This window comes from Streptomyces sp. SolWspMP-5a-2 (genome assembly GCF_900091845.1).
GTDB classification, from domain to species: domain Bacteria; phylum Actinomycetota; class Actinomycetes; order Streptomycetales; family Streptomycetaceae; genus Streptomyces; species Streptomyces doudnae.
Genome location: NZ_FMCI01000345.1, coordinates 1 through 26,909, shown reverse-complemented (window position 1 = coordinate 26,909; position 26,909 = coordinate 1). Strand labels below are relative to the sequence as shown.

At 73.1% G+C, this 26,909-nt stretch carries 24 protein-coding genes and 1 CRISPR repeat array; of the genes, 15 read left to right on the top strand and 9 right to left on the bottom strand.

Translation table 11 applies throughout. The features are described 5' to 3' along the window. Both GA0115242_RS34140 and GA0115242_RS34135 read right to left on the bottom strand, forming a co-directional pair. A partial coding sequence (locus GA0115242_RS34140) for a helix-turn-helix domain-containing protein (protein ID WP_141721855.1) occupies nucleotides 1–329 on the bottom strand: 329 nt, incomplete at its 3' end. Then, nucleotides 326–1,156: a peptidoglycan-binding protein gene (locus GA0115242_RS34135; protein ID WP_093835508.1), complete on the bottom strand. Its 831-nt coding sequence runs from the start codon at nucleotides 1,154–1,156 to the stop codon at nucleotides 326–328. The genes GA0115242_RS34135 and GA0115242_RS34140, both read right to left, overlap by 4 nt. 318 nt (nucleotides 1,157–1,474) lie before the next feature. On the opposite strand from GA0115242_RS34135, the gene GA0115242_RS34130 reads away from it, so the two are divergent. After that, nucleotides 1,475–1,918, top strand: a complete 444-nt coding sequence (locus GA0115242_RS34130; protein WP_093835506.1) for a peptidoglycan-binding domain-containing protein — start codon at nucleotides 1,475–1,477, stop codon at nucleotides 1,916–1,918. Between the two features lie 135 nt (nucleotides 1,919–2,053). On the opposite strand, the gene argS is transcribed toward GA0115242_RS34130, so the two are convergent. Further along, nucleotides 2,054–3,826 (bottom strand): arginine--tRNA ligase, encoded by a 1,773-nt coding sequence (argS, locus tag GA0115242_RS34125; RefSeq protein WP_093835504.1) that lies wholly within the window; start codon nucleotides 3,824–3,826, stop codon nucleotides 2,054–2,056. A gap of 147 nt (nucleotides 3,827–3,973) precedes the next feature. On the opposite strand from argS, the gene lysS reads away from it, so the two are divergent. Next, entirely contained in the window at nucleotides 3,974–5,710 is a 1,737-nt protein-coding gene (gene lysS, locus GA0115242_RS34120) for a lysine--tRNA ligase (RefSeq protein ID WP_093835502.1), read from the top strand. Nucleotides 5,711–5,811: 101 nt separating this feature from the next. Here the strand turns inward: lysS and GA0115242_RS34115 are convergent, their stop codons facing one another. From GA0115242_RS34115 to GA0115242_RS34105, 3 genes are all read right to left on the bottom strand, one after another. Then, nucleotides 5,812–7,170, bottom strand: coding sequence for a DUF2637 domain-containing protein (locus tag GA0115242_RS34115; protein WP_093835500.1), 1,359 nt, complete (start codon nucleotides 7,168–7,170; stop codon nucleotides 5,812–5,814). Nucleotides 7,171–7,280: 110 nt separating this feature from the next. Further along, the gene (locus GA0115242_RS34110; RefSeq protein WP_237549473.1) at nucleotides 7,281–8,195 is read right to left on the bottom strand and encodes a DUF3558 domain-containing protein; all 915 of its coding nucleotides are present in this window, start codon (nucleotides 8,193–8,195) and stop codon (nucleotides 7,281–7,283) included. A 122-nt stretch (nucleotides 8,196–8,317) separates the two neighbouring features. Continuing rightward, nucleotides 8,318–9,148, bottom strand: a complete 831-nt coding sequence (locus tag GA0115242_RS34105) for a hypothetical protein (RefSeq protein WP_093835496.1) — start codon at nucleotides 9,146–9,148, stop codon at nucleotides 8,318–8,320. 237 nt (nucleotides 9,149–9,385) lie between these two features. Between GA0115242_RS34105 and GA0115242_RS34100 the strand changes: the two genes are divergently transcribed. Beyond that, nucleotides 9,386–10,579 carry an RtcB family protein gene (locus GA0115242_RS34100; protein WP_093835494.1) on the top strand — a complete coding sequence of 398 codons (1,194 nt, stop codon included), beginning with the start codon at nucleotides 9,386–9,388 and terminating at the stop codon, nucleotides 10,577–10,579. 25 nt (nucleotides 10,580–10,604) lie between these two features. Here the strand turns inward: GA0115242_RS34100 and GA0115242_RS41045 are convergent, their stop codons facing one another. The 3 genes from GA0115242_RS41045 to GA0115242_RS34090 all read right to left on the bottom strand — a co-directional run bounded on the left by GA0115242_RS41045 (nucleotide 10,605) and on the right by GA0115242_RS34090 (nucleotide 11,953). Continuing rightward, nucleotides 10,605–10,745 (bottom strand): hypothetical protein, encoded by a 141-nt coding sequence (locus GA0115242_RS41045; RefSeq protein WP_176729968.1) that lies wholly within the window; start codon nucleotides 10,743–10,745, stop codon nucleotides 10,605–10,607. Then, nucleotides 10,745–11,512, bottom strand: coding sequence for an SDR family NAD(P)-dependent oxidoreductase (locus GA0115242_RS34095; RefSeq protein ID WP_093835492.1), 768 nt, complete (start codon nucleotides 11,510–11,512; stop codon nucleotides 10,745–10,747). The genes GA0115242_RS41045 and GA0115242_RS34095 overlap by 1 nt, the downstream gene beginning before the upstream one ends. Before the next feature lie 102 nt (nucleotides 11,513–11,614). Further along, entirely contained in the window at nucleotides 11,615–11,953 is a 339-nt protein-coding gene (locus tag GA0115242_RS34090) for a YnfA family protein (protein ID WP_093835490.1), read from the bottom strand. 112 nt (nucleotides 11,954–12,065) lie between these two features. Here GA0115242_RS34090 and GA0115242_RS34085 point away from each other — a divergent pair, with 112 nt between their 5' ends. The 12 genes from GA0115242_RS34085 to cas2e all read left to right on the top strand — a co-directional run bounded on the left by GA0115242_RS34085 (nucleotide 12,066) and on the right by cas2e (nucleotide 26,409). Next, nucleotides 12,066–12,536, top strand: coding sequence for a hypothetical protein (locus GA0115242_RS34085; RefSeq protein WP_093835488.1), 471 nt, complete (start codon nucleotides 12,066–12,068; stop codon nucleotides 12,534–12,536). Nucleotides 12,537–12,729: 193 nt separating this feature from the next. Further along, entirely contained in the window at nucleotides 12,730–13,854 is a 1,125-nt protein-coding gene (locus tag GA0115242_RS34080; protein WP_093835486.1) for an LLM class flavin-dependent oxidoreductase, read from the top strand. Next, nucleotides 13,851–14,501, top strand: a complete 651-nt coding sequence (locus tag GA0115242_RS34075; RefSeq protein WP_093835484.1) for a CE1759 family FMN reductase — start codon at nucleotides 13,851–13,853, stop codon at nucleotides 14,499–14,501. The genes GA0115242_RS34080 and GA0115242_RS34075 overlap by 4 nt, the downstream gene beginning before the upstream one ends. Nucleotides 14,502–14,575: 74 nt before the next feature. Next, nucleotides 14,576–15,301: a response regulator transcription factor gene (locus GA0115242_RS34070; RefSeq protein ID WP_176729967.1), complete on the top strand. Its 726-nt coding sequence runs from the start codon at nucleotides 14,576–14,578 to the stop codon at nucleotides 15,299–15,301. Beyond that, nucleotides 15,302–16,738, top strand: coding sequence for a sensor histidine kinase (locus GA0115242_RS34065; RefSeq protein WP_093835480.1), 1,437 nt, complete (start codon nucleotides 15,302–15,304; stop codon nucleotides 16,736–16,738). A gap of 289 nt (nucleotides 16,739–17,027) precedes the next feature. Then, nucleotides 17,028–21,611, top strand: a complete 4,584-nt coding sequence (casA, locus tag GA0115242_RS34060; protein ID WP_218088658.1) for a type I-E CRISPR-associated protein Cse1/CasA — start codon at nucleotides 17,028–17,030, stop codon at nucleotides 21,609–21,611. After that, entirely contained in the window at nucleotides 21,608–22,339 is a 732-nt protein-coding gene (gene casB / locus GA0115242_RS34055) for a type I-E CRISPR-associated protein Cse2/CasB (RefSeq protein WP_093835476.1), read from the top strand. The genes casA and casB overlap by 4 nt, the downstream gene beginning before the upstream one ends. Next, the gene (gene cas7e / locus GA0115242_RS34050; protein ID WP_093835474.1) at nucleotides 22,336–23,550 is read left to right on the top strand and encodes a type I-E CRISPR-associated protein Cas7/Cse4/CasC; all 1,215 of its coding nucleotides are present in this window, start codon (nucleotides 22,336–22,338) and stop codon (nucleotides 23,548–23,550) included. The genes casB and cas7e overlap by 4 nt, the downstream gene beginning before the upstream one ends. Then, nucleotides 23,547–24,275, top strand: coding sequence for a type I-E CRISPR-associated protein Cas5/CasD (cas5e, locus tag GA0115242_RS34045; protein ID WP_093835472.1), 729 nt, complete (start codon nucleotides 23,547–23,549; stop codon nucleotides 24,273–24,275). Before cas7e ends, cas5e begins: the two co-directional genes overlap by 4 nt. A 2-nt stretch (nucleotides 24,276–24,277) precedes the next feature. Continuing rightward, on the top strand, nucleotides 24,278–24,985 hold the full coding sequence (cas6e, locus tag GA0115242_RS34040; protein ID WP_176729966.1) for a type I-E CRISPR-associated protein Cas6/Cse3/CasE: 708 nt from the start codon (nucleotides 24,278–24,280) through the stop codon (nucleotides 24,983–24,985). 3 nt (nucleotides 24,986–24,988) lie between these two features. After that, nucleotides 24,989–26,059, top strand: a complete 1,071-nt coding sequence (gene cas1e / locus GA0115242_RS34035; protein ID WP_093835468.1) for a type I-E CRISPR-associated endonuclease Cas1e — start codon at nucleotides 24,989–24,991, stop codon at nucleotides 26,057–26,059. Beyond that, nucleotides 26,056–26,409 carry a type I-E CRISPR-associated endoribonuclease Cas2e gene (gene cas2e, locus GA0115242_RS34030; protein WP_093835466.1) on the top strand — a complete coding sequence of 118 codons (354 nt, stop codon included), beginning with the start codon at nucleotides 26,056–26,058 and terminating at the stop codon, nucleotides 26,407–26,409. The genes cas1e and cas2e overlap by 4 nt, the downstream gene beginning before the upstream one ends. Before the next feature lie 230 nt (nucleotides 26,410–26,639). Beyond that, a CRISPR array of direct repeats spans nucleotides 26,640–26,909; the repeat unit is 28 nt; unit sequence CCGCTCCCCGCGCGAGCGGGGATGAGCC.

The following is a 26,909-nucleotide window of genomic DNA, read 5'->3' as shown; positions in this document are numbered from 1 at the left end:
GGGACGGCGGCGGCCCCCGGCGGCGGGGCGGGCGCCGACTCCGGTGCCGGGGGCGGCTGTTCGCGCTCCGGGTGCGGCCGGGCCCGCGCCTCGGCCTCCGCCGAACCGGCCAGCTCCCACAGCGCCAGGCAGCGGGCCGGGTCCTCGCCCGCCAGGCCGCACAGCTCCTCCACCGCCGTGCGCGGGGGCAGCGTCCGGCCGCCCAGATAGCGGTCCCAGGACGACTTGCTGTACGTCGTCTTCACCGCGAGGCCCGCCAGGCTCAGTCCGGTGCGGTCCTTCAACTCGCCCAGCGCGAAGGCGAGTCGGGCGCGCTCCGGGGAGGTCATCCGCGCAGCGCCTTCCAGGTGTGCGGGCCGATGATGCCGTCCACCACCAGATGCGAACGCCGTTGCAGCTCCTTGACCGCCTTCTCGGTCAGCGGGCCGAAGATCCCGTCGATGCCGCCGGGGGAGATGCCCTGACGGCGCAGCAGGCACTGCGCCTCCGCGACCTCGGGGCTGATGTCGCCGTAGCTCAGGGTCTCGCCGGTGACCCGGCTGATCCCCGCGTACCAGCGGCCGTCGGCGCGCGACATTCGGCAGGCGTAGGCGGGTTGCTCGGGCGTCGCGGCGGCCGCCGAGGAGCTGGGGGCCGGGGGCGGCGGCACCGTCCCGGTCTCCCCGCCGGGGCCGTCGGTCAGCCGGACGGCCAGGATCGCCGCCGACCCGATCGCCAGCACCAGCGCCACCGAGCCCGCGACCAGCGCGGTGCGCAGCGAACGCGGGGCGGACGGCCCCGCGCCCGGCGGCGCGGCCGGGGTCAAGTCGCCCTGCTCGGGGCCGGGTTCAGGCCCGGGGGCGGGTTCGGGGCCGTCCGTCGTGCGGCCGTCCTGAACAGGCGTGCGGGCCGCGCCCCACGCCTGTGCCGCCACCTCGCGCAGCGCCAGCAGCCGGACCGGGTCCTCGTCCCCGACCCGGGCCAGCGCCTCGACGGCCTCGCGCGGCGGCAGCGTGCGCCCGCCGAGATACCGCTCCCACGACTTCGCGCTGTACTCCGTGCGTGCCGCCAACTGCCGCAGGCTCAGGCCGCTCTGGTCCTTCAGTCGGCGCAGACTTTCCACCAACCGCCGGACGGACGGGTCGAGTTCCGCGGGCAGCGCTCTCCAACGCGACATGATCCCCCCACTCGCGTTCCGGAACGAGGTCAGCCGCCCCGTGTCCGTGCCCCGGTCGCATTCTGCATCACCAAGCACGCCGCGCTCGCGGATTCGGTTGTGCGGTCCGTACGGAATCGGCCAAGGTCCGCGGGCACCCGCCCCGGGCCCGCCGCGGCCTGCGCCGCGTCCCGCGCCGTCGTCCCGGCCGACCGCGTCCCCGCAGGTCAGGGCGGTGACCGTCCCGTCATGACGTCACTTCGCCGCCGACCGTGGCGGACGCGGCGGCCCGGCCCGCAAGCTCGTCCCACACCGACCGACAACCAGAAAGAGGCACATATGCGTTCCAACGTCGTGGCCAGGACCCTGGTGAGTCTCTCCGCGGTCGCCGGCCTCGCGATCGGCGGGCTCGCCGCCGCCACCCCGGGTTTCGCGGCTCAGCCGCCCGCCGCCGTCGCGCAGTCCGGCGCCTCCGTCCTCGCGACGCAGAACTTCGGCCTGACCAGCGCCGAGGCCAAGAACGTGCAGAACTGGCTGAAGACGTACTGGAGTTACACCGACTCGATCGACGGGCAGCTCGGCACCAACAGCTGGAAGGCCTTCCAGCGCTGCCTGCAGACCTACTGGGGCTACACCGGCGCCATCGACGGCGACCCCGGCGTCAACACCGTGAAGGCGCTCCAGCGGCTGCTCGCCAACAGCTGGGGCTACACCGGCGCGATCGACGGCGACGCGGGCTCCGGCACCCGGGCCGCGTTCAAGCGGTTCGCCAACGGCATCTGACCCACCGCCGGACGCCCGCGGTCCCGGCGGGGGCCGACGGCGTCCGGCACCACCGGCGGTGACGGCGCCGGACAGACCACCGCGGACTGTCCTCTCCGGGGGAGGGGACAGCCCGCGGTGCACCGGCGCGGCCGGTCAGAGCCGCTCGGGCGTCCTGATGCCGAGCAGGGCCATGCCCCGGTGCAGGGTCCTGGCCGTCAGGTCGATCAGGAACAGCCGGTTCTCCGTCTGCTCCGGGGTGTCGGCCTTCAGCACCGGGCACTGGTCGTAGAACGTCGTCAGCGCCGACGCGAGCTGGTACAGGTACGCGGCCAGCTTGTGCGGCTCGTAGGACCCGGCGATCTCCCGCAGCGTCTCCCCGAACTGGTCCAGGTGCAGACCGAGCGCCCGCTCGGCCGGGGCCAGCTCCAGCTCCGGGTGGGCGGCCGGGCGCGCCTCGCCCGCCTTGCGCAGGATGGACCGGATGCGGGCGTACGCGTACTGGAGGTAGACCGAGGTGTCGCCGTTGAGCGAGACCATCTGGTCCAGGTCGAACTTGTAGTCGCGCACCGCGGACGTCGACAGGTCGGCGTACTTGACCGCGCCGACGCCGACGTACCGGCCGTTCTCGACGATCTCGTCCTCGCTCAGGCCGACCTTCCCGGCCTTCTCCCGCACCACCGCCGTCGCCCGGTCGACCGCCTCGTCGAGCAGCCCCTCCAGCTTGACGGTCTCGCCCGCGCGCGTCTTGAACGGCTTGCCGTCCTTGCCGAGGATCGTGCCGAACGCCAACTGGTGCGCCGTCACCGACTCGTTGAGCCACCCGGCCCGGCGGGCGGTCTCGAAGACCATCCGGAAGTGCAGCGCCTGGCGGGCGTCCACCACGTACAGGAGGGTGTCCGCCTTGTGGTGGAAGACGCGGTCGCGGATCGCGGAGAGGTCGGTGGCCGCGTAGCCGAAGCCGCCGTCGGACTTCTGCACGATCAGCGGGACCGGGTTGCCGTCCGGGCCCTTGACGTCGTCGAAGAAGACGCAGAGCGCGCCCTCCGAGCGGACCGCGACACCCGACTCCTCCAGGAGGCGGCAGGTCTCGTGCAGCATGTCGTTGTAGCCCGACTCGCCGACGATGTCCTCGTCGCGGACCTCCATGTCCAGCTTCTCGAAGACGGAGAAGAAGTAGATCTTCGACTCGTCCACGAACCGCTGCCAGGTCGCCAGCGTGCGCGGCTCACCGGCCTGGAGGTCGACCACCCGGCGCCTGGCCCGGGTCTTGAACTCCTCGTCGGCGTCGAACAGCTTGCGGGCGGCCTTGTAGAGGCGGTCCAGGTTGGACATCGCCTCCTCGCCGCTGACTCCGTCGCCGCCCTTGTGGTCCAGCTCGCCCGGGTGCTCGTCCAGGTACTGGATGAGCATGCCGAACTGGGTGCCCCAGTCGCCGATGTGGTGCCTGCGCACCACCTTCTCGCCGGTGAACTCCAGGATCTGGACCACCGCGTCGCCGATCACCGCGGACCGCAGGTGGCCGACGTGCATCTCCTTCGCCACGTTCGGCTGGGCGTAGTCGATGACGGTGGTGCCCGGGGCCTCGGCGTACGGCACGCCGAGCCGCTCGCCGTCCGCGGAGCGCGCGGCGAGGTTCGCGACGATCGCCCGGTCGCTGACGGTGATGTTCAGGAAGCCGGGGCCGGAGACCTCGACCTCCTTGATCAGCTCGTCGCCGGTGGCGACCCGGGAGACGACCTGCCCGGCCAGCTCCCGCGGGTTGGTCCCGGCCTTCTTGGCGAGCGCCAGGATGCCGTTCGCCTGGTAGTCCGCCCGGTCGCTTCGTCGCAGCAGCGGGTCCGCGCCGGCCGCCTCCGGCAGGGTGGCCGAGAGCGCGGAGGCGAGCTGCTGCTGTACGGAGTCGCTGAGGGACGTGACCGAGGCCATGAAGTGGGAGCCGTTCTCCTCGTGGAATGGATAGACCCACCCAGTATTCCACGGGGGGTAAAGCCGTTTTCCCCGGTGCGGGCCCGTCTGGGAGACTGAGGAGGTCAGCCGTGCGACCGTACCGGCTGCCCAAGGAGAAAGAAGGACGTGCCGATCGTGGCTCAGAGCACCGAGACCACCGACTGGGTCTCCCGTTTCGCGGATGAGGTCATCGAGGAGTCGGAGCGTCGGTCCCCGGGCAAACCGGTCGTCGTCGCGTCCGGGCTCTCGCCGTCCGGCCCCATCCACCTCGGCAACCTCCGCGAGGTCATGACCCCGCACCTGGTCGCCGACGAGGTGCGCCGCCGCGGCCACGAGGTGCGGCACCTGATCTCGTGGGACGACTACGACCGCTACCGCAAGGTGCCGGCCGGGGTCGCGGGCGTCGACGAGTCCTGGGCCGAGCACATCGGCAAGCCGCTCACCTCGGTCCCGGCCCCGGCCGGTTCCGCGTACCCGAACTGGGCCGAGCACTTCAAGGCGGCCATGGTCGCCTCGCTCGCCGAACTGGGCGTGGAGTTCGACGGGATCAGCCAGACGGCGCAGTACACCGCGGGCGTCTACCGCGAGCAGGTGCTGCACGCGATGCGCCACCGCGCCGACATCGACGCCGTGCTCGCCCAGTACCGGACCAAGCGGCAGCCGCCGAAGAAGCAGCAGAAGGCCGTCGACGAGGCCGAGCTGGAGGCCGCCGAGGGCTCGGGCGCGGCCGACGAGGACGACGGCACCGGCTCCTCCGGCTACTTCCCGTACAAGCCGTACTGTGGCGGCTGCGGCAAGGACCTGACCACCGTCACCGCCTACGACGACGACACCACCGAGCTGACGTACACCTGCGCGGCCTGCGGCTTCTCCGAGACGGTGCGGCTGACCGAGTTCAACCGCGGCAAGCTCGTCTGGAAGGTCGACTGGCCGATGCGCTGGGCCTACGAGGGCGTGGTCTTCGAGCCCAGCGGGGTCGACCACTCCTCACCCGGCTCCAGCTTCCAGGTCGGCGGGCAGATCGTCGGGATCTTCGGCGGCGAGCGGCCGATCGGGCCGATGTACGCGTTCGTGGGCATCAGCGGCATGGCGAAGATGTCCAGCAGCAAGGGCGGGGTGCCGACGCCCGCCGACGCGCTCCAGATCATGGAGCCGCAGCTGCTGCGCTGGCTGTACGCCCGCCGCCGCCCCAACCAGTCCTTCAAGATCGCCTTCGACCAGGAGATCCAGCGGCTCTACGACGAGTGGGACAAGCTCGACGCGAAGGTCGCCGACGGCTCCGCCCTCCCGGCCGACGCCGCCGCGCACGCCCGCGCCGTCGGCACGGCCGCGGGCGAGCTGCCGCGCACCCCGCACCCGCTGCCGTACCGCACGCTGGCCTCCGTCGCCGACGTCACCGCGGGCCACCAGGACCAGGCGCTGCGCATCCTCAGCGAGCTGGACCCCGAGCACCCGCTGACCGACCTCGCCGAGGCGCGCCCCCGCTACGACAGGGCCGAGGCGTGGATCAACACGCACGTGCCCGCCGACCAGCGGACCATCGTGCGCGAGGAGCCGGACGGGGAGCTGCTGAAGTCCCTCGACGAGGCGTCCGCTGGCTCGCTGCGGCTGCTGCTCGACGGCCTGGAGGAGCACTGGTCGCTCGACGGCCTGACGCACCTCGTCTACGGCGTCCCGAAGGTCCAGGCCGGGTTCTCCGCCGACGCGGGCCCCAAGGAGCTGCCGCCGGAGATCAAGACCGCCCAGCGGACCTTCTTCGCCCTGCTGTACCGGCTGCTGGTCGGCCGGGACACCGGCCCCCGCCTGCCCACGCTGCTGCTCGCGGTCGGCCAGGAGCGGGTCCGGGTCCTGCTCGGCGCCTAGGCACGCGAAGGGGCCCCTCCGGACGACCGGAGGGGCCCCTTTCCGTGCCGCGTGCCGCGTGCCGCCCGGACCCGACCGGGCCTGACGCGCGGGCGCGCGGCTCAGGCGATGTGGTCCTCCTCCAGCTCCGCGTTGTAGCGGTTGGTGAAGGTGGCGACCATGCGCTTGGCCTCGTCCGGGGGCAGGCCGATGCCGAACTCCGCCTCGATGTTCTCGCCGAACTCGCGCGGGGTCGGGTAGCTGCCGTCTATCGACTTCTTGAAGACCAGGTAGTAGTCGTCCTCCTCCGGCTCCGGCGGCCCGCCGCCCTCACCCAGCTCACGGGTGCGGTTGCCGGCGACCGGGATGGGGAAGCTGCCGGTCTCCTCCATGGAGGGCTCCGGCGCGTACTGCTCCTCGTACCGCTGCTCCTGCGGGTACCGCGGGGCGGGGGCGTACGGCTGCTCGGGGCCGAACTCCTGCTCCGGGGCGTACTCCTGGCGCGGGTCGAACTGGCCCGGCCGGGGCCGCTCCCGGTACAGCTCCGCCCACTCGACGTGCTGGCGCGGGTCGAACTCCGGGTCGTAGTCGCCCTGGTACTCGACCTGCTGGGCGTTGTTGAACCAGGGGCTCTGCTCCGGGTCCTCGTGCGCCGGGCCCTGCGGTCCGCCGCGCGGGTCCATCTCGTCCGCCGTCCGCTCCTGGCGTGCCCCGTTGCCGGGCGGCGCGATCTCGGCGGGCCCGGCCTGCGCCAGGACCGGCTCCTCAGCCGCCGCGGGCAGCGGCTGCGGGGCCGGGGCGGGCGGCAGCAGGACCGGTTCGATCCCGGCCGCCGCGAGCCCCGCGGGGGCCGTCTCCGCGAGCGGGACGCCGTAGCGGGCAAGACGCAGCGGCATCAGGGACTCCACCGGGGCCTTGCGCCGCCAGGCGCGGCCGAACCGCGAGCGCAGCCGGGCCTGGTAGACCAGCCGCTCCTGCTCCAGCTTGATGACCTGCTCGTAGGAGCGCAGCTCCCACAGCTTCATCCGCCGCCACAGCAGGAACGTCGGCAGCGGCGAGAGCACCCAGCGGGTGATGCGCACGCCCTCCATGTGCCGGTCGGCCGTGATGTCGGCCATCCGCCCGATCGCGTGCCGGGCCGCCTCGACGGCGACCACGAACAGCACCGGGATCACCGCGTGCATGCCGGTGCCCAGCGGATCGGGCCAGGCGGCGGCGCCGTTGAACGCGATCGTCGCCGCCGTCAGCAGCCACGCCGTCTGGCGCAGCAGCGGGAACGGGATGCGGATCCACGTCAGCAGCAGGTCCAGGGCGAGCAGGACGCAGATGCCCGCGTCGATGCCGATCGGGAACACGTAGGAGAAGTTCCCGAAGCCCTTCTTGAGGGCCAACTCGCGTACGGCGGCGTACGAACCCGCGAAGCCGATGCCGGCGATGATCACCGCACCGGTCACGACCACGCCGATGAGAACGCGGTGCATCCGAGTCAGCTGTGGCGCGGCCACCCGTACTCCCCTCCCCTTGCGTGCTGTTGCGCGCAACAGGGTGGCACATGTGTGCGTCGGACGTGGTATCGGTGCGGCGACGAAGCTCAGTCGGCCTGGTCGGCGGCGGACTCCGACGCCTTGGCGGACTTCGCGGGCGACGGGGAGGCGGAGGACCCGCCGGACGCCGAGGGCTTGGCGGACCCGCTCGCCGTCGCGGACTTCGAGGGCGCGTCACCCGGGGTGGCCACCGTGTCGCCGTTGGCCGACGCCACCGCGGCGACGACCTCACCGGCCGCCTTCTTCGCGGATCCGGCGAGGCCGTCCGCGTCCGGGGTCTTCTCGCCCGCGAGACCTGCGCCGTTGTAGTCCAGGGTGATCACGACGTTCTCGACCCGGGCGACGACCGTCTGCTGCTTGAAGGCGCCCTCCTTCTTCTTCAGGTCGTAGCCCACCGCGGTCGCCTGGTCGCCGGTGCCCGTGAGCGGCCGTGCCGTGGCGTTCTTGGCGCCCTCCACCGACTGGGCGTCACCGACCTGCTTCTGGTAGTACGCCTCGGCGAGCTTGTCGCCCTCGCCGCGGGTGGCGTCCGACTCGAAGCGCAGCAGCGAGACGCTCAGCCAGCGGAACTGGGAGCCCTTGACGCCGTTGTCGTCGAGGCTGCTCCACGAGCAACTGGTGCGCGCCTGCGTGTCGTTGGACTTGCCCTCCTTGCCGGACGCGGCGGCCTTCGGGACCAGCGAGGACAGCGACTTCTTCGACAGCACGGCGCAGGCGCCCGGCAGCTTGCCGTAGGCCGCGGCCCGCACGGTCGGGGAGGGGCTCGCGGAGGGCGAACCGGACGCGGCGGCGGTGTTCCTGGCGCCGCCGGAGTCGCCGCCGCCGTCGTCGGAGCCGGAGGAGCAGCCGGCCGCGAGCAGCACCACCGGGACCGCCGTGGCGCCCACCAGGGCGCGGCTCAGGCGCTTGGCCCGCGGGGCACGCCGGTCTCGTCGGTCATCTCGGTCCGCTGCTCGCTGCATGGTTCCTTCACTCATGACGCTGGTGGTTCCTGCCGTCGGATCGGTTCCGAGGGGCCACCGTACGCGGTGGGGCGGCGCGGCGGTCCTGTTCGGACCGTTTCGCGCGGGGGTGGGCGCGGGCGTCAGACGCCCAGCTTGCCGGCCAGCTGGACGGCCAGTTTCCTGGCCCTGTCCTGCATTTCCTTGCTGTCCGGGACGGTCCCCGCGGTGACCGGCTGCTCCACGTACTCGACGGTCACGATGACGTTGGACGTGCGGAACGCCACAGTGACGGTGCGCTGCCTGGCCGTCGAACCGGAGCCCGCGAGGGCGTCGTCGAGGAACGCCTCGTCGCCGAGGCCACCGAGGATCCGCGGCCTGAGGTCGGCCGGGGTGACCGACGCGGAGGCGGACGCGGACGCGGACGGCGAGCCCGTCGCGGAGGCGGAGGCGGAGCCGTTGGGGGAGGGGCCGGACGCGGCGCTCCCGGTGGGGCTGGGGCTCGCGGACTCGGAGGCGGTCGGCTCGGGGAGGTGGGCGGCGTCCTGGCGGACCGCGAAGACCTGCTGGGCCTGGGTGTCGTCGCTGACGGAGTTGTCGTAGGAGACGACCCGCTCGAAGTCGACGAGGAGGTGGTCGGTGGCCTGTGCCGACTGGATCTTCCAGCGGCAGCCGACCTTGCGGTCGGTGTCGTAGGTGAGCGTCGCCTCGCCCTCGTAGGCGGTGTCGCGCAGTTCGTCGTCGGCCAGTTGCGGGATGCCGGGCAGCAGCGAGTCGAGGGTGCCGTGGCCGACCACTCCGCAGGGCTCGGGGAGGGTGCGGTACTTGCCGGGCTGGGGAGCCGCCGTCGCGGTGCCGCCGTCGCCCGGGTTGGCGTCGTCCGTCGACCCGGAACCGGCGGAGCCGCCGGTGCAGCCGGCCAGGAGTGCCGCGAGGAGCGCGGCGGCGCCGGGGACGTAGGCCTTCCGCTGCACGGTCAGGCTCCTCTCGACAGGGGCGGGGATCGCTGTCCTCCAGTGTCCCCGCTGGTTATTCGCTTGCCGTGGCGGGGTGACCGCTGGAGACAATGTCTATCGCACGCATGGCCGTGGATGCCGGTCCGTTGTCCCATTTCGACGACCCTGGCGCCGGTTTTGCGATTTTAGGCTTCTGCTTTCCATCGGGGGATTTTCCCGGAACGTTCCTGGTGGAGCCGGGAAGAGGGGGACGAGATGACGTACGTGGAGATACCGGGGGCGCGGGTCCCCATCCGGATGTGGGCCGACCCCGCGACCGTCGAGGACGTGGCGCTCCAGCAGCTGCGCAACGTCGCCACCCTGCCCTGGATCAAGGGCCTCGCCGTCATGCCCGACGTGCACTACGGCAAGGGCGCCACGGTCGGGTCCGTGATCGCGATGCGGGACGCCGTGTGCCCGGCGGCGGTCGGCGTGGACATCGGCTGCGGGATGTCGGCGGTGCGCACCTCGCTCACCGCCAACGACCTGCCCGGTGACCTCTCGCGGCTGCGCTCGAAGATCGAGGAGGCGATCCCGGTGGGGCGCGGGATGCACGACGACCCGGTGGACCCCGGCCGGTTCCACGGCATGGCCACCGCCGGGTGGGACGCCTTCTGGGAGCGCTTCGGCACCGTCGCCGAGGCGGTGCGCTTCCGCCGGGAGCGGGCCGTGCGGCAGCTCGGGACGCTCGGTTCGGGCAACCACTTCGTGGAGGTCTGCACCGACACCGGGGGCGCCGTCTGGCTCATGCTGCACTCCGGCTCGCGCAACATCGGCAAGGAGCTGGCCGAGCACCACATCGGGGTCGCCCAGAAGCTCCCGCACAACCAGGGCCTGGTCGACCGCGACCTGGCCGTGTTCGTCGCGGACACCCCGCAGATGGCGGCCTACCGCAACGACCTGTTCTGGGCGCAGGAGTACGCCCGGCACAACCGCTCCCTGATGATGGCGCTGCTCAAGAACGTCATCCACAAGGAGTTCAAGAAGGCCAGGCCGGTCTTCGAGGAGGAGATCAGCGCCCACCACAACTACGTGGCCGAGGAGCGCTACGACGGGATGGACCTGCTCGTCACCCGCAAGGGCGCGATCCGCGCCGGGTCGGGGGAGTTCGGGATCATCCCGGGCTCCATGGGCACCGGGTCGTACATCGTGAAGGGGCTCGGCAACGCGCGGTCCTTCAACTCCGCCTCGCACGGCGCCGGTCGGCGGATGAGCCGCAACGCCGCCAAGCGCCGCTTCTCGACCCGGGACCTGGAGGACCAGACGCGGGGCGTGGAGTGCCGCAAGGACTCCGGTGTGGTGGACGAGATCCCGGCCGCCTACAAGTCGATCGACCAGGTCATCGAGCAGCAGCGGGACCTCGTCGAGGTGGTGGCGAAGCTGCGGCAGGTCGTCTGCGTGAAGGGCTGACGGCCCGGTCCGCCCGTCCGGCGCGCTACTTGGCGTGCCGGACGGCGTAGATCATCACGAACGCGACGATGTGGATGCCGAAGAGGAAGTACGCCAGGTAGTACCAGACGTACCGCTCGCGGCGCTTCTCCAGATCGAGGTGGCGGCGTTCCTCGTCGCTCGTCATCACACGTCCCGGTGGACCTTCGTGTTGGACGCCTGGGCGCGCGGGCGCAGCACCAGCAGGTCGACGTTGACGTGGCTGGGGCGGGTGACCGCCCAGGTGACGGTGTCGGCCACGTCGTCCGCCGTCAGCGGTTCGGCGACGCCCTCGTACACCTTGGCCGCCTTCTGCGCGTCGCCGCCGAAGCGGGTCAGCGCGAACCCGTCCGTCTTCACCATGCCGGGCGCGATCTCGACGACCCGCACCGGGCGCCCGACGATCTCCAGCCGCAGCGTCTCCGCGAGGACGTGGGCGCCGTGCTTGGCGGCGACGTAACCGCCGCCGCCCTCGTAGGTGCCGTGGCCCGCCGTGGAGGAGATGACGACCACCGTGCCGTCGCCGCTCGCCTCCAGCTTCGGCAGCAGCGCCTGGGTGAGGTTCAGGGTGCCGATGACGTTCGTCTCGTACATCGCGCGCCAGTCCGCCGGGTCGCCGGTGGCGACCGGGTCGGCGCCCAGCGCGCCGCCCGCGTTGTTCACCAGCACCCCGATCGTCGCGAACGCCGTCGCGAACTCGTCGACCGCGTCCCGGTCGGTGACGTCGAGCTGGTACGCCGTCGCCGCGCCGCCCGAGGCGGTGATCTCCTCGGCGATCGCCTCGATCAGCTCCTTGCGGCGGGCGGTCAGCACCACCCGGTACCCGGCGGCGGCCAGTTGCCGCGCGGTGGCCGCGCCGATGCCGCCGCTCGCACCGGTGACGACGGCGATGCGGGAGGTGGCTGCGGGGGCCATGGGCTGCTCCTGGGGGCTCGGCCGGGGGTGCTCGGTCTGAGCCTCAGCCTAGGGCCTGTCCGCGCGGCCCGGTCGGCCGCCCGGGGGCAGCGCCGGGCGGGGTCAGCCGCCGTTCCTCGGCGCCCACATGATCACCGCCATGCCGGCCAGGCAGACCAGCGCGCCCGTCACGTCGTAGCGGTCGGGCCGGTAGCCGTCGGCGACCATGCCCCACAGGATCGAACCGGCGACGAAGATCCCGCCGTACGCGGCGAGGATGCGGCCGAAGTGGGCGTCCGGCTGGAAGGTGGCGACGAAGCCGTAGGCGCCGAGCGCCAGGACGCCCCCGGTGATCCACAGCAGGCCCCGGTGCTCCCGCACGCCCTGCCAGACCAGCCAGGCACCGCCGATCTCGAAGAGGGCGGCGACGGCGAAGAGGGCGGCGGAGCGGGCGATCAGCATGGCAGCAGCCTCGCACGCCCGTGTCACCCCTTGGACGGCGCCTGCCGGGTCCGTGACGTGGCATACATCGGTAGGTCCGGGCCGAGCGGGTGAGTGGTGGAGGAGTGGTGGCATGCGAACGGTACGGGGCATCGCCGGGACGGTGGCGGGGCTCGCGGCGGCCTGGGGGCTCGCGCCGGGGGCCGCGGCCCTCGGGGCGCCGGAGGCCGACCTCTCCTACCACGGCGCCGCGACCCTGACCGGCGGGCGGCTCGACGTGCGGGTCACGCCTCGCAACCACGGCCCGTCCGCGGTGCCCGAGACGTCCGTGCTGCTGCGCTGGTCGCGGCCGCTGGCCGACGGGCAGACGCTGCCCGCCGGGTGCGCGCGCTCCGGTGCCCGGGTGGTGCTGTGCCGGGTGGCGGCGCTGGCCGCGGACGACGCCGGGGAGGAGATCAGGCTCCGGGTCCGGCTGCGCGGCGCCCCTTCCGAGGTGCGGATGGACCTCGACACGGCGTGGAGCGGGGGAGCGGTGGACCGCAACCGCGACAACGACCGGCAGCGGGTGCTGGTGCTGGACACGGGGGACGAGTACCACTTCTGAGCGCGGCCGGCGGGACGGCCGGCGCGGGGTCCGGCGGGGCGCGGGGTCCGGCGGGGCGTCGGGCGCGGGTCCGGTGGGTGGGGTCCGCGGGGGCGGCCGGTGCGGGTCCTCGTGGGTGGCCGGGGAATAGGGGTGGCCCTCTCGTCGTTGGGCGGTATAGTTGAACCGTCAACAACTTGGAGGGTGAGCGACCATGCAGTTCGGTATCTTCAGCGTCGGCGACGTCACGCCGGACCCCACCACGGGGCGTACGCCGACCGAGCGTGAGCGGATCAAGGCCATGGTCGCCATCGCGCTCAAGGCCGAGGAGGTCGGCCTCGACGTCTTCGCGACCGGCGAGCACCACAACCCGCCGTTCGTCCCGTCGTCCCCCACCACCATGCTCGGCTACATCGCGGCCCGCACCGAGAAGCTGGTGCTGTCCACCTCCACCACGCTGATCACCACCAACGACCCGGTGAAGATCGCCGAGGACTTCGCGATGCTCCAGCACCTGGCCGACGGCCGGGTCGACCTGATGATGGGCCGCGGCAACACCGGCCCCGTCTACCCCTGGTTCGGCAAGGACATCCGGCAGGGCATCAACCTCGCCGTCGAGAACTACGCCCTGCTGCACCGCCTGTGGCGCGAGGACGTCGTCGACTGGGAGGGGAAGTTCCGCACCCCGCTCCAGGGCTTCACCTCCACGCCCCGCCCGCTCGACGACGTGCCGCCGTTCGTCTGGCACGGCTCCATCCGCTCCCCGGAGATCGCCGAGCAGGCCGCCTTCTACGGCGACGGCTTCTTCCACAACAACATCTTCTGGCCCGCCGACCACACCAAGCGCATGATCGAGCTGTACCGCGACCGGTACGCCCACTACGGCCACGGCACCCCGGAGCAGGCCGTCGTCGGCCTCGGCGGCCAGGTGTTCATGCGGCGCAGCTCGCAGGAGGCGGTGCGCGAGTTCCGCCCCTACTTCGACAACGCGCCGGTCTACGGGCACGGGCCGTCCCTGGAGGACTTCACCGACCAGACCCCGCTGACCGTCGGCTCCCCGCAGCAGGTCATCGAGAAGACCCTGGCCTTCCGCGACTACGCGGGCGACTACCAGCGCCAGCTCTTCCTCATGGACCACGCGGGCCTGCCCCTGAAGACCGTCCTGGAACAGCTCGACCTGCTCGGAGATGAGGTCGTGCCGGTCCTGCGCAAGGAGTTCGCGGCCGACCGCCCGGCCGACGTGCCGGACGCCCCCACCCACGCCTCGCTGCTGGCCGCCCGTGAGCGGGGCGCCGACGGCGCCGCCGGCCGCGGTGCCGGGAAGGAGACCGTCGCATGAGGCTCGTCGTCGTCTCGGCGGGGCTGAGCGTCCCGTCCTCCACGCGGCTGCTGGCCGACCGGCTGGCCGCCGCCGCGGGGCGGCTCGCACCCCTCGACGTCCAGGTCGTGGAGGTGCGCGAGCTGGCCGTGGAGATCGCCCACGCCTTCACCAGCGGCTTCCCCGGCAGGGCGCTGGCCGCCGCCCAGGAGGCCGTGACGGCGGCGGACGGACTGATCGTCGTCACCCCCGTCTTCTCCGCCTCCTACAGCGGGCTGTTCAAGTCGTTCTTCGACCTCCTGGACCAGGACGCGCTGGCCGGGACACCCGTCCTGACGGCCGCCACCGGCGGCACCGCGCGCCACTCGCTGGTCCTGGAGCACGCCCTGCGCCCGCTCTTCTCCTACCTGCGGGCCGTGGTCGTGCCGACCGGGGTCTACGCCGCCTCCGAGGACTGGGGCGCCGAGGGCCTCGACGGCCGGATCGAACGGGCCGCGGCGGAGCTGACGGGGCTGATGACCGGGCTGACGGCGGCCCGTCCCGCGAGGCCCGGCCCGGACGACGGCTTCACCGTGGTGCCGTTCGCCGACCGGCTCGCCGCGCTGGCCCCGCCGTCCGAGGGTGAGAGGACGGTAGGCGTCCCGCGCCCGGTGCCCCCGTCACGGTGAGAGCCGGGTAAAAAGGGTGATCGTACGCCCGATCGGCCCGGCTGATCCGGTCCCCGCCTTGGCACACTGGTCCCGTGTCCCAGACTGTGCTCCTCGCCGAAGACGACCGCGCCATCCGCCACGCCCTGGAACGGGCCCTGAGCCTGGAGGGCTACCAGGTCACCGCGGTCGCCGACGGCGTCGAGGCGCTCGCGCAGGCCCACCGGACCCCGCCGGACGTCCTGCTCCTTGACGTGATGATGCCCGGCATCGACGGACTCCAGGTCTGCCGGGTGCTGCGCGCCGAGGGCGACCGCACCCCGATCCTCATGCTCACCGCGCTCGTCGAGACCGCCGACCGGATCGCCGGCCTCGACGCGGGCGCCGACGACTACGTCGTCAAACCCTTCGACGTCGAGGAGGTCTTCGCCCGGCTGCGCGCCCTGCTGCGCCGCACCGGCGGTGACCGGGCGCCCGGCGCGAGCCCCGCCGGAGCGCCGAGGGAGCCCCAGGGCCACGACCGGCAGATCGAGGCCGCCGGGCTGCGGATGGACGTCCAGGCCCGCCGCGCCTGGCGCGACGAGACCGAACTGGAGCTGACCCGCACCGAGTTCGAGCTGCTGGAACTGCTGGTGCGCAACTCCGGGATCGTCCTGGACCACTCCACCATCTACGACCGCATCTGGGGCTACGACTTCGGCCCCGGCTCCAAGAACCTCGCCGTGTACGTCGGCTATCTGCGCCGCAAGCTCGACCGGCCCGGCGCGCCGCAGCTGATCCACACGGTGCGCGGTGTGGGTTACGTGCTGCGGGAGGACTGAGTGGGCCGTCTGCGGCGGCTGCTGGCCGGCCGGCGCCCCGGGCTGCGCTCGCTGCGGACCACGTTCGCCGTCTCCTTCGCGACCGTCACCGCCGCCGTCACCGTCCTGGTCGGGGTGCTGTCCTACAACGCCGCCGCCCGCCTGGTCCGCGTCGACCAGGAGACGGTGTTCGACCAGGTCGTGCAGGACGTCAGGGACGAGGTGCGCCAGCACCGCATGACACCGGGCGACTTCACCCCCTCGGCGCCCGGCCACAACGTCGTGCGGCCCGCCCGCACCGACGTCCAGGTCCTCGGCCCGGACGGCGCGGTCGTCGACGGCGGCCACCCCGGGCTCCCCGTCACCGCCGCCGACCGCGCGGTCGCGGCCGACCCGGCGGCCGGGCGGATGGTCGAGCACAAGGACGTCGACGTCGCCGAGGACGTCTACCGGGTCGCCACCGTCTCGCTCGGCGAGGGGCATGGGGCGGTCCAGGTCGCCCAGGAGTTCAGCGACACCGAGGACCTGCTGCGCGCGCTCCAGCAGCGCACCCTGATCCTGATGGCCGCCGTCGTCACCGCGGCCGGACTCTTCGGCTGGTGGCTCGCCCGGCGCATCACCCGGCGCCTGATCATCCTCACCTCGGCCGCCGAGGACGTCGCCCGCACCCGCCGCCTCGGCATCCAGGTGCCGGTCACCGGACACGACGAGGTGGGGCGCCTCGGCCGCGCCTTCGACCGGATGCTGGGGCGGCTCGCCCAGTCCGAGGAGGACCAGCGGCGCCTGGTCCAGGACGCCGGACACGAACTGCGCACCCCGCTCACCTCCCTGCGCACCAACATCTCGCTGCTGCGCCGGATCGACGAACTCCCGCCCGCCACCCGGCTCGACCTGGTCGCCGACCTCTCCCAGGAGGCCCGCGAACTGACCGACCTGGTCAACGAACTCGTCGACCTCGCCGCCGGGCAGTCCGACAGCGAACCCCCGCAGCAGGTCGACCTCGCCGACATCGCGGAGGACGTCGCCGGGCTGGCCAGGCGCCGCACCGGACGCGAGATCACGGTCCGGGCGAGCGGCGACACCGGCACCGAGGGGCGGCCGGGGATGCTCACCCGGGCGCTCTCCAACCTGGTCGAGAACGCGGCCAAGTTCGACCCCGAGCGCGGCCCCATCGAGATCGACGTGGTCGGTCCGCCCCGGCCGGGCGCGGTCCGCGTCGAGGTCCTCGACCGGGGGCCCGGCATCGCCGAGTGCGACCTGATCCGCGTCTTCGACCGCTTCTACCGCGCGGCGGACGCCCGTTCACTGCCCGGCTCGGGCCTGGGCCTGTCCATCGTGCGCGAGGTGGCACTGGCCCACGGCGGAGCCCCGTTCGCCCTGCGCCGCGAGGGCGGCGGCTCGGTCATCGGGTTCACGGTGGGCGGGGGAGCGGTGGGGGCTACGCGGATCGGGGGGTGACGAGGGGGCCACGAACACCGCCACCGGCCGGGCGCGGCAGCACGCCACGCTCAGAGGAGGACGGAGACGAGCTGAGCGATCGCGCGCAGCGTTTCGGGGCGCCTGGTGTCCGCACCCGTCAGTTCCCACGGCGCGTCCGGGCCCTGATCCGGTCGCAAGGGGTCGATATCGATCAAGCGTGACATAGGGCGTCTGGCGTCGTCCGGGGTCCTGTTCAATTGCCGCCGTGGGTGAGGGAGAAGGCCAGGAGGCAAGCCTCGGAGATCGCTTGGTCGGGGCCGTCCGTACCGTGTGGGCCAAGCACGACCGTGCCACTCAGAAGTGGCTGCCGTTGTGGCGGCACCTGGCGGACAGCGCCGCGGTCGCCGGGCTGCTGTGGGACCACTGGCTGCCGCGGAACGTGAAGGAACTGCTCGCGGAGCCGCTCCCCGGAGGGGAAGCCGACGCGCGGCGGTTGTACGTGTGGCTGGCCGGGACGCACGACATCGGCAAGGCCACGCCCGCGTTCGCCTGCCAGGTGCCTGAGTTGGCCGACGTGATGGCCGCCGCCGGGCTCGGGATGCGTACGCGCGGACAGTTCGGCGACGACCGGCGGATGGCCCCGCACGGGCCGGCCGGGCAGGCGCTGCTGCAGGAGTGGTTGCAGGATCGGCACGGTTGGACGCGCAGGGCCTCCGCGCAGTTCGCCGTGGTCGTCGGCGGGCACCACGGCGTACCCCCGGACCACCTGCAGATCCACGACCTCGACGCGCACCCCGAGCTGCTGCGGACGCCGGGCCCGGCGGAGGCCGTCTGGCGGCGGGTGCAGGACGAGTTGCTCGACGCGTGTGCCGACACCTTCGAAGTGGCCGACCGCCTCGACCACTGGCGTGAGGTGAAGCTGCCGCAGCCGGTCCAGGCGCTGCTGACCGCGGCGGTCATCGTGAGCGACTGGATCGCCAGCAATCCGGATCTCTTCCCGTACTTCCCCGAGGAGCGCCCCCGCGGCGACACCGAGCGGGTGGCCGCGGCGTGGCGGGGACTGCGGCTGCCCGCGCCGTGGTCACCGGCCGAACCCGCCGGTTCCGCACCGGAGTTGTTCGCCGCGCGCTTCGCGCTGCCACCCGGTGCCGTGGTGCGCCCCGTGCAGGAACAGGCGCTCGCCGTGGCCCGCGGCATGGAGCGGCCGGGGATGCTGATCATCGAGGCGCCGATGGGGGAAGGGAAGACCGAGGCCGCCCTCGCGGTGGCCGAGGTGTTCGCGGCCCGTTCGGGCGCGGGCGGCCTCTACGTCGCGCTGCCGACGATGGCGACCGGCAACGCGATGTTCCCGCGCCTCCTGGCCTGGCTCGACCGGCTGCCGTCCACGGCGTCCGGGACCGCGCGGGAGGCCGCCCCCGAGCCGCGTTCCGTGCTGCTCGCCCACGCGAAGGCCGCTCTCCAGGAGGACTACGCGGAGCTGATGCGCGACAGCCGCCACACCGTCGCCGCGGTGGACGCGTACGGCGACGACGAGTCTCCCGCGCGTTCCGCGAAGGCCGCGCCCGCCGGTCTCGTCGCCCACCAGTGGCTGCGCGGGCGGAAGAAGGGGCTGCTCGCCTCGTTCGCCGTCGGGACGATCGACCAGCTGCTGATGACCGGCCTCAAGAGCAGGCACCTGGCGCTGCGGCATCTGGCGATGGCGGGCAAGGTCGTCGTCATCGACGAGGCGCACGCCTACGACACCTACATGAACACCTACCTCGACCGCGTGCTGTCGTGGCTGGGCGCGTACGGCGTCCCCGTCGTGGTGCTGTCGGCGACTCTCCCCGCGGGCAGACGGCGGGAGTTGGCGGAGGCGTACACCGGGACGAGCGCCGAGCTGCTCGCGCACTGCGCCGACTACCCGCTCCTGACGGCCGTCGCCCACGGCACGGACCCGGTGACGGCGTCCCCCGCCGCCTCGGGGCGCCGTACCGACGTGGTGCTCGAGTGCCTCGCGGACGACCCCAGCGCCCTCGCCGACCGGCTCGCCGTGGAACTCGGCGACGGCGGCTGCGCTCTGGTCGTCCGCAACACGGTCGACCGGGTCACGGACACGGCCGCCGTGCTCAGGGCGAGGTTCGGCGCCGAGCACGTCACCGTCGCGCACGCCCGCTTCATCGACATCGACCGGGCGGGCAAGGACGCCGCGCTGCTGGCCCGGTTCGGCCCGCCGGACGGGCAGGGGCGGTCGCCGCTGCGCCCGCCGACGGCGCACATCGTGGTCGCGAGCCAGGTCGCCGAACAGTCGCTGGACGTGGACTTCGACCTGCTGGTGACCGACCTGTGCCCGGTCGACCTGCTGCTCCAGCGGATGGGACGGCTGCACCGTCACCCGCGCGGCGAGCGGCAGGACGCGCGTCCCCCGCGCCTGCGGCAGCCGCGCTGTCTGGTGACCGGCGTCGACTGGTCGACGGAACCCGCCCCCACCCCGGTCAAGGGCTCGCGCACGGTCTACGGGCCGTATGCGCTGCTGCGGTCCCTCGCCGTGCTCGCCCCGCACATCGGCATGCCCGGCGCACCGGGCCGACCGGTGCGGCTGCCCGAGGACATCAGCCCGCTCGTCCAGCGGGCCTACGGCGACGGCGAACCCTGCCCGGCACGCTGGGAGCCGACCGCCGGACCGGCGCGGGCCCTGCACCAGGAAGCCCGCGGCCGGCAGCGGAAGAGGGCGGAGGTCTTCCGGCTCGACGAGGTCCGCAGGGCCGGGCGGGCGCTCATCGGCTGGATCGACGCCGGTGTCGGGGACGCGGACGACAGCAGCGCCGGCCGGGCGCAGGTCCGCGACGGCCGGGAGAGCCTGGAGGTCCTGGTCGTGATGCGCAGGGCCGACGGCACCCTGGCCACCCTGCCCTGGCTGGACGGGGGCCGCGGTGGTCTGGAACTGCCGACCGACGCCGTACCGTCCCCGCGCGCGGCACGCGCGGCCGCCGCGAGCGGCCTGCGACTGCCCTACCACTTCTCCTTCCCCGGCAGCCTGCACGAGGCCCTCGCCGAACTGGAGGAGCTGTACGTCCCCGCCTGGCAGGAGAAGGAGAGCCACTGGCTCGCGGGTGAGCTGATCCTCGCGCTCGACGAGGACCGCCGGGCCCGGCTGGCGGGGTGGCACCTGGCGTACGACCCCGACGAGGGGCTGCTGGTGACGCGCGAGGAGCCCAGCCCCGGTGCGGCACCGGAGCACAGGCCCGAGGCACCCTCGTTCAACCTGACCGACCGCCCCTGGCTGCCCGTTCAGTTCGACGATGGCTCGGAGCGTGAGCTTTCCCTGCTGGAGGTGTTCGACCAGGCCTGGCGCATCCGCCGTCTCGTCGGCGATCTGCCGACCCAGGACTTCGCCCTGACGCGGCTGCTGCTGGCCATCCTGCACGACGCGCTCGGCGGACCGGGCAGGGGCGCGGCGCCGGACGACTGCGACGCGTGGGAGGACCTGTGGCTGTCGCGGACGCCGTACGCCGCCGCGGTGGCCGAGTACCTGCATCTGCACCGAGACCGCTTCGACACCCGCCACCCCGAGCGGCCCTTCTACCAGGTCGCGGCGTTGCGTACGGCCAAGGACGAGGTCTCCTCCCTCAACCGCGTGGTGGCCGACGTGCCCAACGGAGAACCCTTCTTCACGATGCGCATGCCCGGCGTCGGACGGCTCGGTCACGCGGAGGCGGCCCGATGGCTGGTGCACGCCCAGGCGTTCGACCCGTCGGGCATCAAGTCCGGTGCGGTGGACGACCCCAGGGTGAAGGCCGGCAAGGGCTATCCGCAGGGCGTGGCGTGGGCGGGCAACCTCGGTGGGGTCCTCCTCGAAGGGGACAGCCTGCACGAGACACTGCTGCTCAACCTGATGGCCGCGGACAGCACCGGCCTGCACGCGGACGAGGCCGACCGACCGGCCTGGCGGGCGGAGCCGTGCGGACCGGCCGAGGCGCGGGACCTGGCCCAACGCCCCTACGGCCTGCGTGACCTGTACACCTGGCAGTCCCGGCGCATCCGGCTGCACCATGACGACGACGGCGTGCACGGCGTGGTGCTGGCCTACGGCGACCGCCTCGAACCGCACAACAAGATGCGGTACGAGCCGATGACGAGCTGGCGCCGCAGTCCTACGCAGGAGAAGAAGCGCGGCGAGCCGCGCGTCTACCTGCCCCAGGAGCACGATCCCTCGCTCATGGCCTGGCGCGGTGTGGAGGGCCTCCTCACCGCCCGCAAGCCGGGGACGGAACAGGGCCAGGACGGTGCCCCGCACCTGCGTCCGAAGGTCGTGGAGTGGGCCGCCCGGCTCGCCAGCGACGGATTCCTCCCGCACGGGCACCTGATCCGCGCCCGCGTCGTCGGAGCCCGCTACGGCACCCAGCAGTCCGTCATCGACGAGGTCGTCGACGACGGCGTCCTCATGCCGGTGGTGCTGCTCCACCGCGAGGACCGGCGGTACGGGCAGAGCGCCGTCGACGCCCTGAACGACGCGGAGAAGGCCGTGGGCGTGCTCGCCGACCTCGCCGCCGACCTCGCCCTCGCCTCCGGGTCGGACCCCGAACCCCGCAGGAACGCGGCCCGCGAGCTGGGGTTCGGCACCTTCGACACCCCCTACCGCCGCTGGCTGCGGGAGCTGGGAGCCGTCCCCGATCCGGCCGGACACCGCGACCGCTGGAAGCGGGAGGTGCGCCGCATCGTCGGGGACCTGGGGACGGGCCTGCTGGACGACGCGGGCGCGGCCGCCTGGGAGGGCCGGATCGTGGAGACGCGCGGCGCACCGCGCTGGCTGAACGACGCCGCCGCCGACCTCCGCTTCCGCACCAGGCTGGACGGTCTTCTCGCCACGGGGAACGAACCGCCGCCACATCAGCCACCGGCCCGCCCCGGTTCCGAGGAGTCCCCGGAATGACCGCACGTCCGCCCGCCCCCGCCACCTCGGGCACCCGCCGGACACCCCTCGGCCCGGTCGGCAGCGCCGTCCACCGGCACGTCACGTCGTTGCAGCGCGGCTACCTCGACGACCGTGGCGACGCCGTGAGCGCGCTCGCCCGGCTACGGCGTGGCATCGGCCGACCGGCCGGTGAGACGGCCGACCTGTGGGGCCTTGTCGGTACCGAGCCCCTCTACGAGCAGTACGAGCGACGGGAGCTGACCGAGGACGAGCTGCGCCGGGCCGAGGAGGCGGCGCACGCGGCCGTCACCCTGTGGTCGCTGCACCAGCAGTCCCACCACACGGCCCGGATGCACCGCAGGCCGGGGCCGGAACTGGGCGCCGCCGTACGCCGCCTGGCGCCGGGAGCCGAGATCGACGAGCCGACGCGCAAGCGCTTCGTCCGGGCGGGCACGGCCGCCGACCCCGTGGTGCTCGCCGGGCGGCTGCGCGAACTCGTGCTCCTGCTGCGGCGCGAGGCCGTCGCGTTGGACTACGGCCTGCTGGCCGACCAGCTCTACATCTGGCAGGGCCCCGGCGGAGCCCGGTCGGTGCGCCGTTCCTGGGGCCGCTCCTACCTCGCCGTCCCCCGCGGAGGCTCCGGCGAAGACCCGGGGACAGCGGGGCGGAACGCGCCGGGCAGCGGTGCGGACGGCGACGGCCCGCAGGACCCCGACACGACGACCCCGGAGGACGAGACCTCGTGAGCCGCACCATCATCGACGTGCACGTGCTGCAGACCGTGCCGCCGAGCAACCTCAACCGCGACGACACCGGCACTCCGAAGTCCGCCGTCTACGGAGGGGTCCGACGCGCCCGCGTCTCCAGTCAGGCCTGGAAGCGGGCGACCCGGGAGGCGTTCAAGAGCCTGCTCGACCCGGCGGACCTCGGGCTCCGCTCCCGCCGGATGGCCGAGCTGGTGGCCGAACGGATCACCGCCCTCGACGCCTCCCTGCACGGGGACGCGGCCCTGGCGCTGGCCGCCGAGACGCTCCGCGCCGCCACCGGCTCGAAGATCGAGGTGCCGCGCAGGAAGGCGGAGAGCGCGAAGAAGAAGGGCGAGCCGGAACCGCCGCCCGAGGCCTCGTACCTGATGTTCCTCAGCGCCCGCCAGATCGACGGCCTGGCCCGCCTCGCGATCGAGGGCGCGGACGACATCAAGGCGTACCTGAAGTCCAAGGAGAACAAGGACAGGGCCCGGGGGATCGCGGACTCCCGGCACTCGGTCGACATCGCGCTGTTCGGCCGGATGGTCGCCGACTCCACCGACTTCAACGTCGACGCCGCTGCTCAGGTCGCCCACGCCATCAGCGTCCACCAGGTCGAGAACGAGTCCGACTACTTCACCGCAGTGGACGACAAGAACGAGAGGGAGGAGGAGTCCGGCGCAGGAATGATCGGCACGGTCGACTTCAACTCGGCGACGCTGTACCGCTACGCCGCTCTGGACGTGGACCGGCTCCGCGACAACCTCGGTGTCGGCAGGCGTCCCGACCAGCCGCTGGACGAGCCGGTACGCCGGGCGGTGCGCGCCTTCATCGAAGGCTTCGTGGCCTCCATGCCCACCGGCAAGATCAACACCTTCGGCAACCACACCCTGCCGGAGGCCGTCATCGTCACCCTCCGCTCGGCACGGCCCGTCAGCTTCGTCGCGGCCTTCGAGGAGCCCGTGCTCGCCCCCCAGGGCTCCGGTGGTCATCTGCGCGGCGCCTGCGCCCAACTGCTCGCGCACGTCTCGGACATCGAGAAGGCCTACGAGGTCACCGACGATCCGAGCTGGGTGCTCAGGGCGGGCGCGGCCACCGAACCGCTGGCCGCGCTCGGCACCGCGGTCACCATCGGCGGGCTGCTCGACGAGGTGAGCGACGCGGTCGCCGCACGGTCGGCGTCCTCCGTGCGCCAGGACTCCCGCGCATGAGCGCACGCACCGGCGTCCTGACGCTGTGCCTCGCGGGCCCGCTCCAGTCCTGGGGCGCGTCGTCGCGGTTCGCCAGGCGGGCGACGGAACGCGCCCCGACCAAGAGCGGAGTGCTCGGACTGCTCGCCGCTGCCCAGGGCCGTGACCGGGGCGCGGACATCTCCGACCTCGCCGCGCTCCGGTTCGCCGTCCGTCTCGACCAGCCGGGCACCCGGGTGCGCGACTACCAGACCGCGCACCACGGCGTCACCGGCAAGTCCATGCCGGTCTCCGAACGCTTCTACCTCTGCGACGCGGTCTTCGTCGCTGCCGTCGAGGGCGAGGAGGCGCTGATCGACGGCCTGTTGGCGGCGGTCAGGGCTCCGACGTTCCCGCCGTTCCTCGGCCGCCGCTCCTGCCCCCCGTCCCGGCCGGTCGACCTGGGAGTGCATCGCGGCGGTCTGTGGCGGGCGCTGAAGGCCGAACCCTGGCAGGCGTCAGCCTGGTGCCAGCGCCGCCGTGGCCGCGAACGACACGTCGAACTCGAAGTGATCGCCGACCTCGCCGCCGGTGAGGGGCCTGGCGACGCGGTACGTGACCAGCCGCTCAGCTTCGACCCGCGCCACCGCCGGTACGCCCTCCGCGACGTCCGGTCGACCGCCGTCAGCGTCGCCAATCCGCTGAGCGCGCCCCGCCGGGCCTTCGTCCCGCCGACCCACGATCCGCTGCGGCTACTGGAAGAATGACCATGTTCCTGACCCGATTCCGCCTCAACACCGCGCGTGTGGGCGCCCGTCGGCTGCTCGGCTCGCCGCAGAGCCTGCACGCCGCCGTCATGGCGTCCTTCCCCGAGCGGCCCGATCACCGCGGCGACGGTCCCCGGGTGCTGTGGCGCGTCGATCAGCAGGCACGCAGCGAGGTGCTGCTCTACGTCGTCAGCCCCGAACGGCCCGACCTCACGCACCTGGTGGAGCAGGCGGGCTGGCCCACCGCCACCGGCGGCTGGCAGACGAAACCGTACGCGCCCTTCCTGGCCCGCCTCGCCGCCGACGACACCTGGGCCTTCCGGCTCACCGCGAACCCCGTCCACAGCATTCGGCGGCACGACGCCGAGCCCACCAAACGCACCGCGCACATCACCCCGCGCCACCAACTGGACTGGCTGCTCAAGCGACAGACGGACGCCGGCTTCGCGATCGTGGAGAGACCCGGGCCCCGTCCTGACGGCCTAGAGGGCCCCTGGCACGAGGTCGTCGTCCACCACCGCGCGGAACTCGCCTTCCGCAAGAGGAGCGAATCGGACGACCGCGCGCACAGCGTGACGCTGACCCGTGTCACCTACGACGGCCGCCTTCGTGTCCTCGACCCGGACGCGCTCCGCCGCACCCTCACCGCCGGTCTCGGCAAGGCCAAGGCGTACGGGTGCGGGCTCATGACCCTCGCCCCCGCGGAGTAACCCGTGACCACGATCGGCAGGCGCCCCGCCACGGGCCCGCGACAGCTCACCCGCGTGGGCGAGCGCCTCTCCTTCGTCTACCTCGAACGGTGCGTCGTCCACCGCGACGCCAACGCCCTCACGGCCGAGGACGCGGAGGGCGTGCGCCACATCCCGTCGGCGACCATCGGCGCGCTGCTGCTCGGCCCGGGTACGCGGATCACCCACCAGGCCATGGCGGTTCTCGGCGACTGCGGCGCCGTGGTGGTGTGGGTCGGCGAGAACGGCGTCCGTTTCTACGCCGGGGGCCGGGCGCTGAGCCGCTCCTCCGCGCTCGTGGAGGCCCAGGCCGTCGCCTGGGCGAACCAGCGGACCCGGCTCGACGTCGCCAGGGCCATGTACCGGCTCCGCTTTCCCGACGAGGACCCGGCCGGATGCACCCGCCGCCAACTCCTCGGACGCGAGGGCGACCGGGTCAAGCGCTGCTACGCGGAGCAGGCCGCCCGCACCGGCGTGCCCTGGCGCGGCCGCCGGTTCACCCCGGGCGACTTCGCATCCGGCGACGCGCCCAACCAGGCGGTCACCGCCGCCGCGCAGTGCATGTACGGCATCGCTCAGACCGTGGTCGCGGCGCTGGGCTGCAGCCCGGGACTCGGCTTCGTCCACTCGGGCCACGAACTGTCCTTCGTCCTCGACGTGGCCGACTTCTACAAGACGGACGTCGGCATTCCGGTGGCCTTCGATGTCGCCGCGGAAGGCCCGGACGACATCGGACCCCGCACCCGGCGGGCACTGCGCGACCGCGTCAACTCCACCCACCTGCTCGACCGCTGTGTACGCGACATCCAGCGACTGCTCCTGCCCACGGGCACCGAGCCGCCCGACGGCGGTGACCGGGTCACCCTGCTCTCCGACGGCGGCGCCGAGGTCTCGGCGGGCCGCAACTACGCCGACCGGGAGGTCAGCCACGAGGCCCCCTCAGCGGGGGACGCCCCCAAGCAGGACGTCCCGGCTCAGGATGTCTTGGCTCGGGACGTCGCGACGCGGGATGTCGCGGCACAGGACGGCCTCGCCCGGGACGGCGTCGTCTGGTGACGGTCATCGTCCTCACCCACTGTCCGGTCGGACTGCGCGGCTTCCTCACCCGCTGGCTCCTGGAGATCTCTCCCGGCGTCTTCCTCGGCAGCCCCTCCGCCCGCATTCGCGACGCCCTGTGGGACGAAGTTTGCGAGTACGCGGGCAACGGCCGCGCCCTGCTCGCCTACGCCACCGACTCCGAACAGGGCTATGCCTTCCGCACCCACGACCACAAGTGGCACCCCGTCGACCACGAGGGACTCACCCTCATCTTCCGTCCGTCCGACCGCGCGGCGCCCCCGCCCTCGTCACCCAGGCCGGGCTGGAGCAAAGCGTCGAAGCGGCGCCGCTTCGGGGGTGGGACGTAGCCCGCCGACGACGGCGTCCGCCCGAGACAGCCACACCGGCCTCGACGGTCGCCGACAACACGCCGAACCGGACGAGTTGGGCCCGGACCGCCCGGCAGTCTTCCGAGACCGCAGGAGAACGAAGGCTGACCGAGGCAGCGCAGGCGCTCGACGATTTGCCCCCGATGCACCTTTCTCTCATCCTTGCTGAATCCGGCACCGCTCCATGACAAAAGAACAGCTCAGGAAGACCGCTCCCCGCGCGAGCGGGGATGAGCCCGGGTCGGTGCTGCTGTACCAGGGCGGGGTCCTCCGCTCCCCGCGCGAGCGGGGATGAGCCTACGGGCGCCCGTACCGGGTGAGCAGGATCGTCCCGCTCCCCGCGCGAGCGGGGATGAGCCCGCGCGAGGCGGCGGTCACCTACGGCCTGCTCACCGCTCCCCGCGCGTGCGGGGATGAGCCCTGGTCCATGATGTCGCCCTCGATGCGGGCGGCCCGCTCCCCGCGCGCGCGGGGATGAG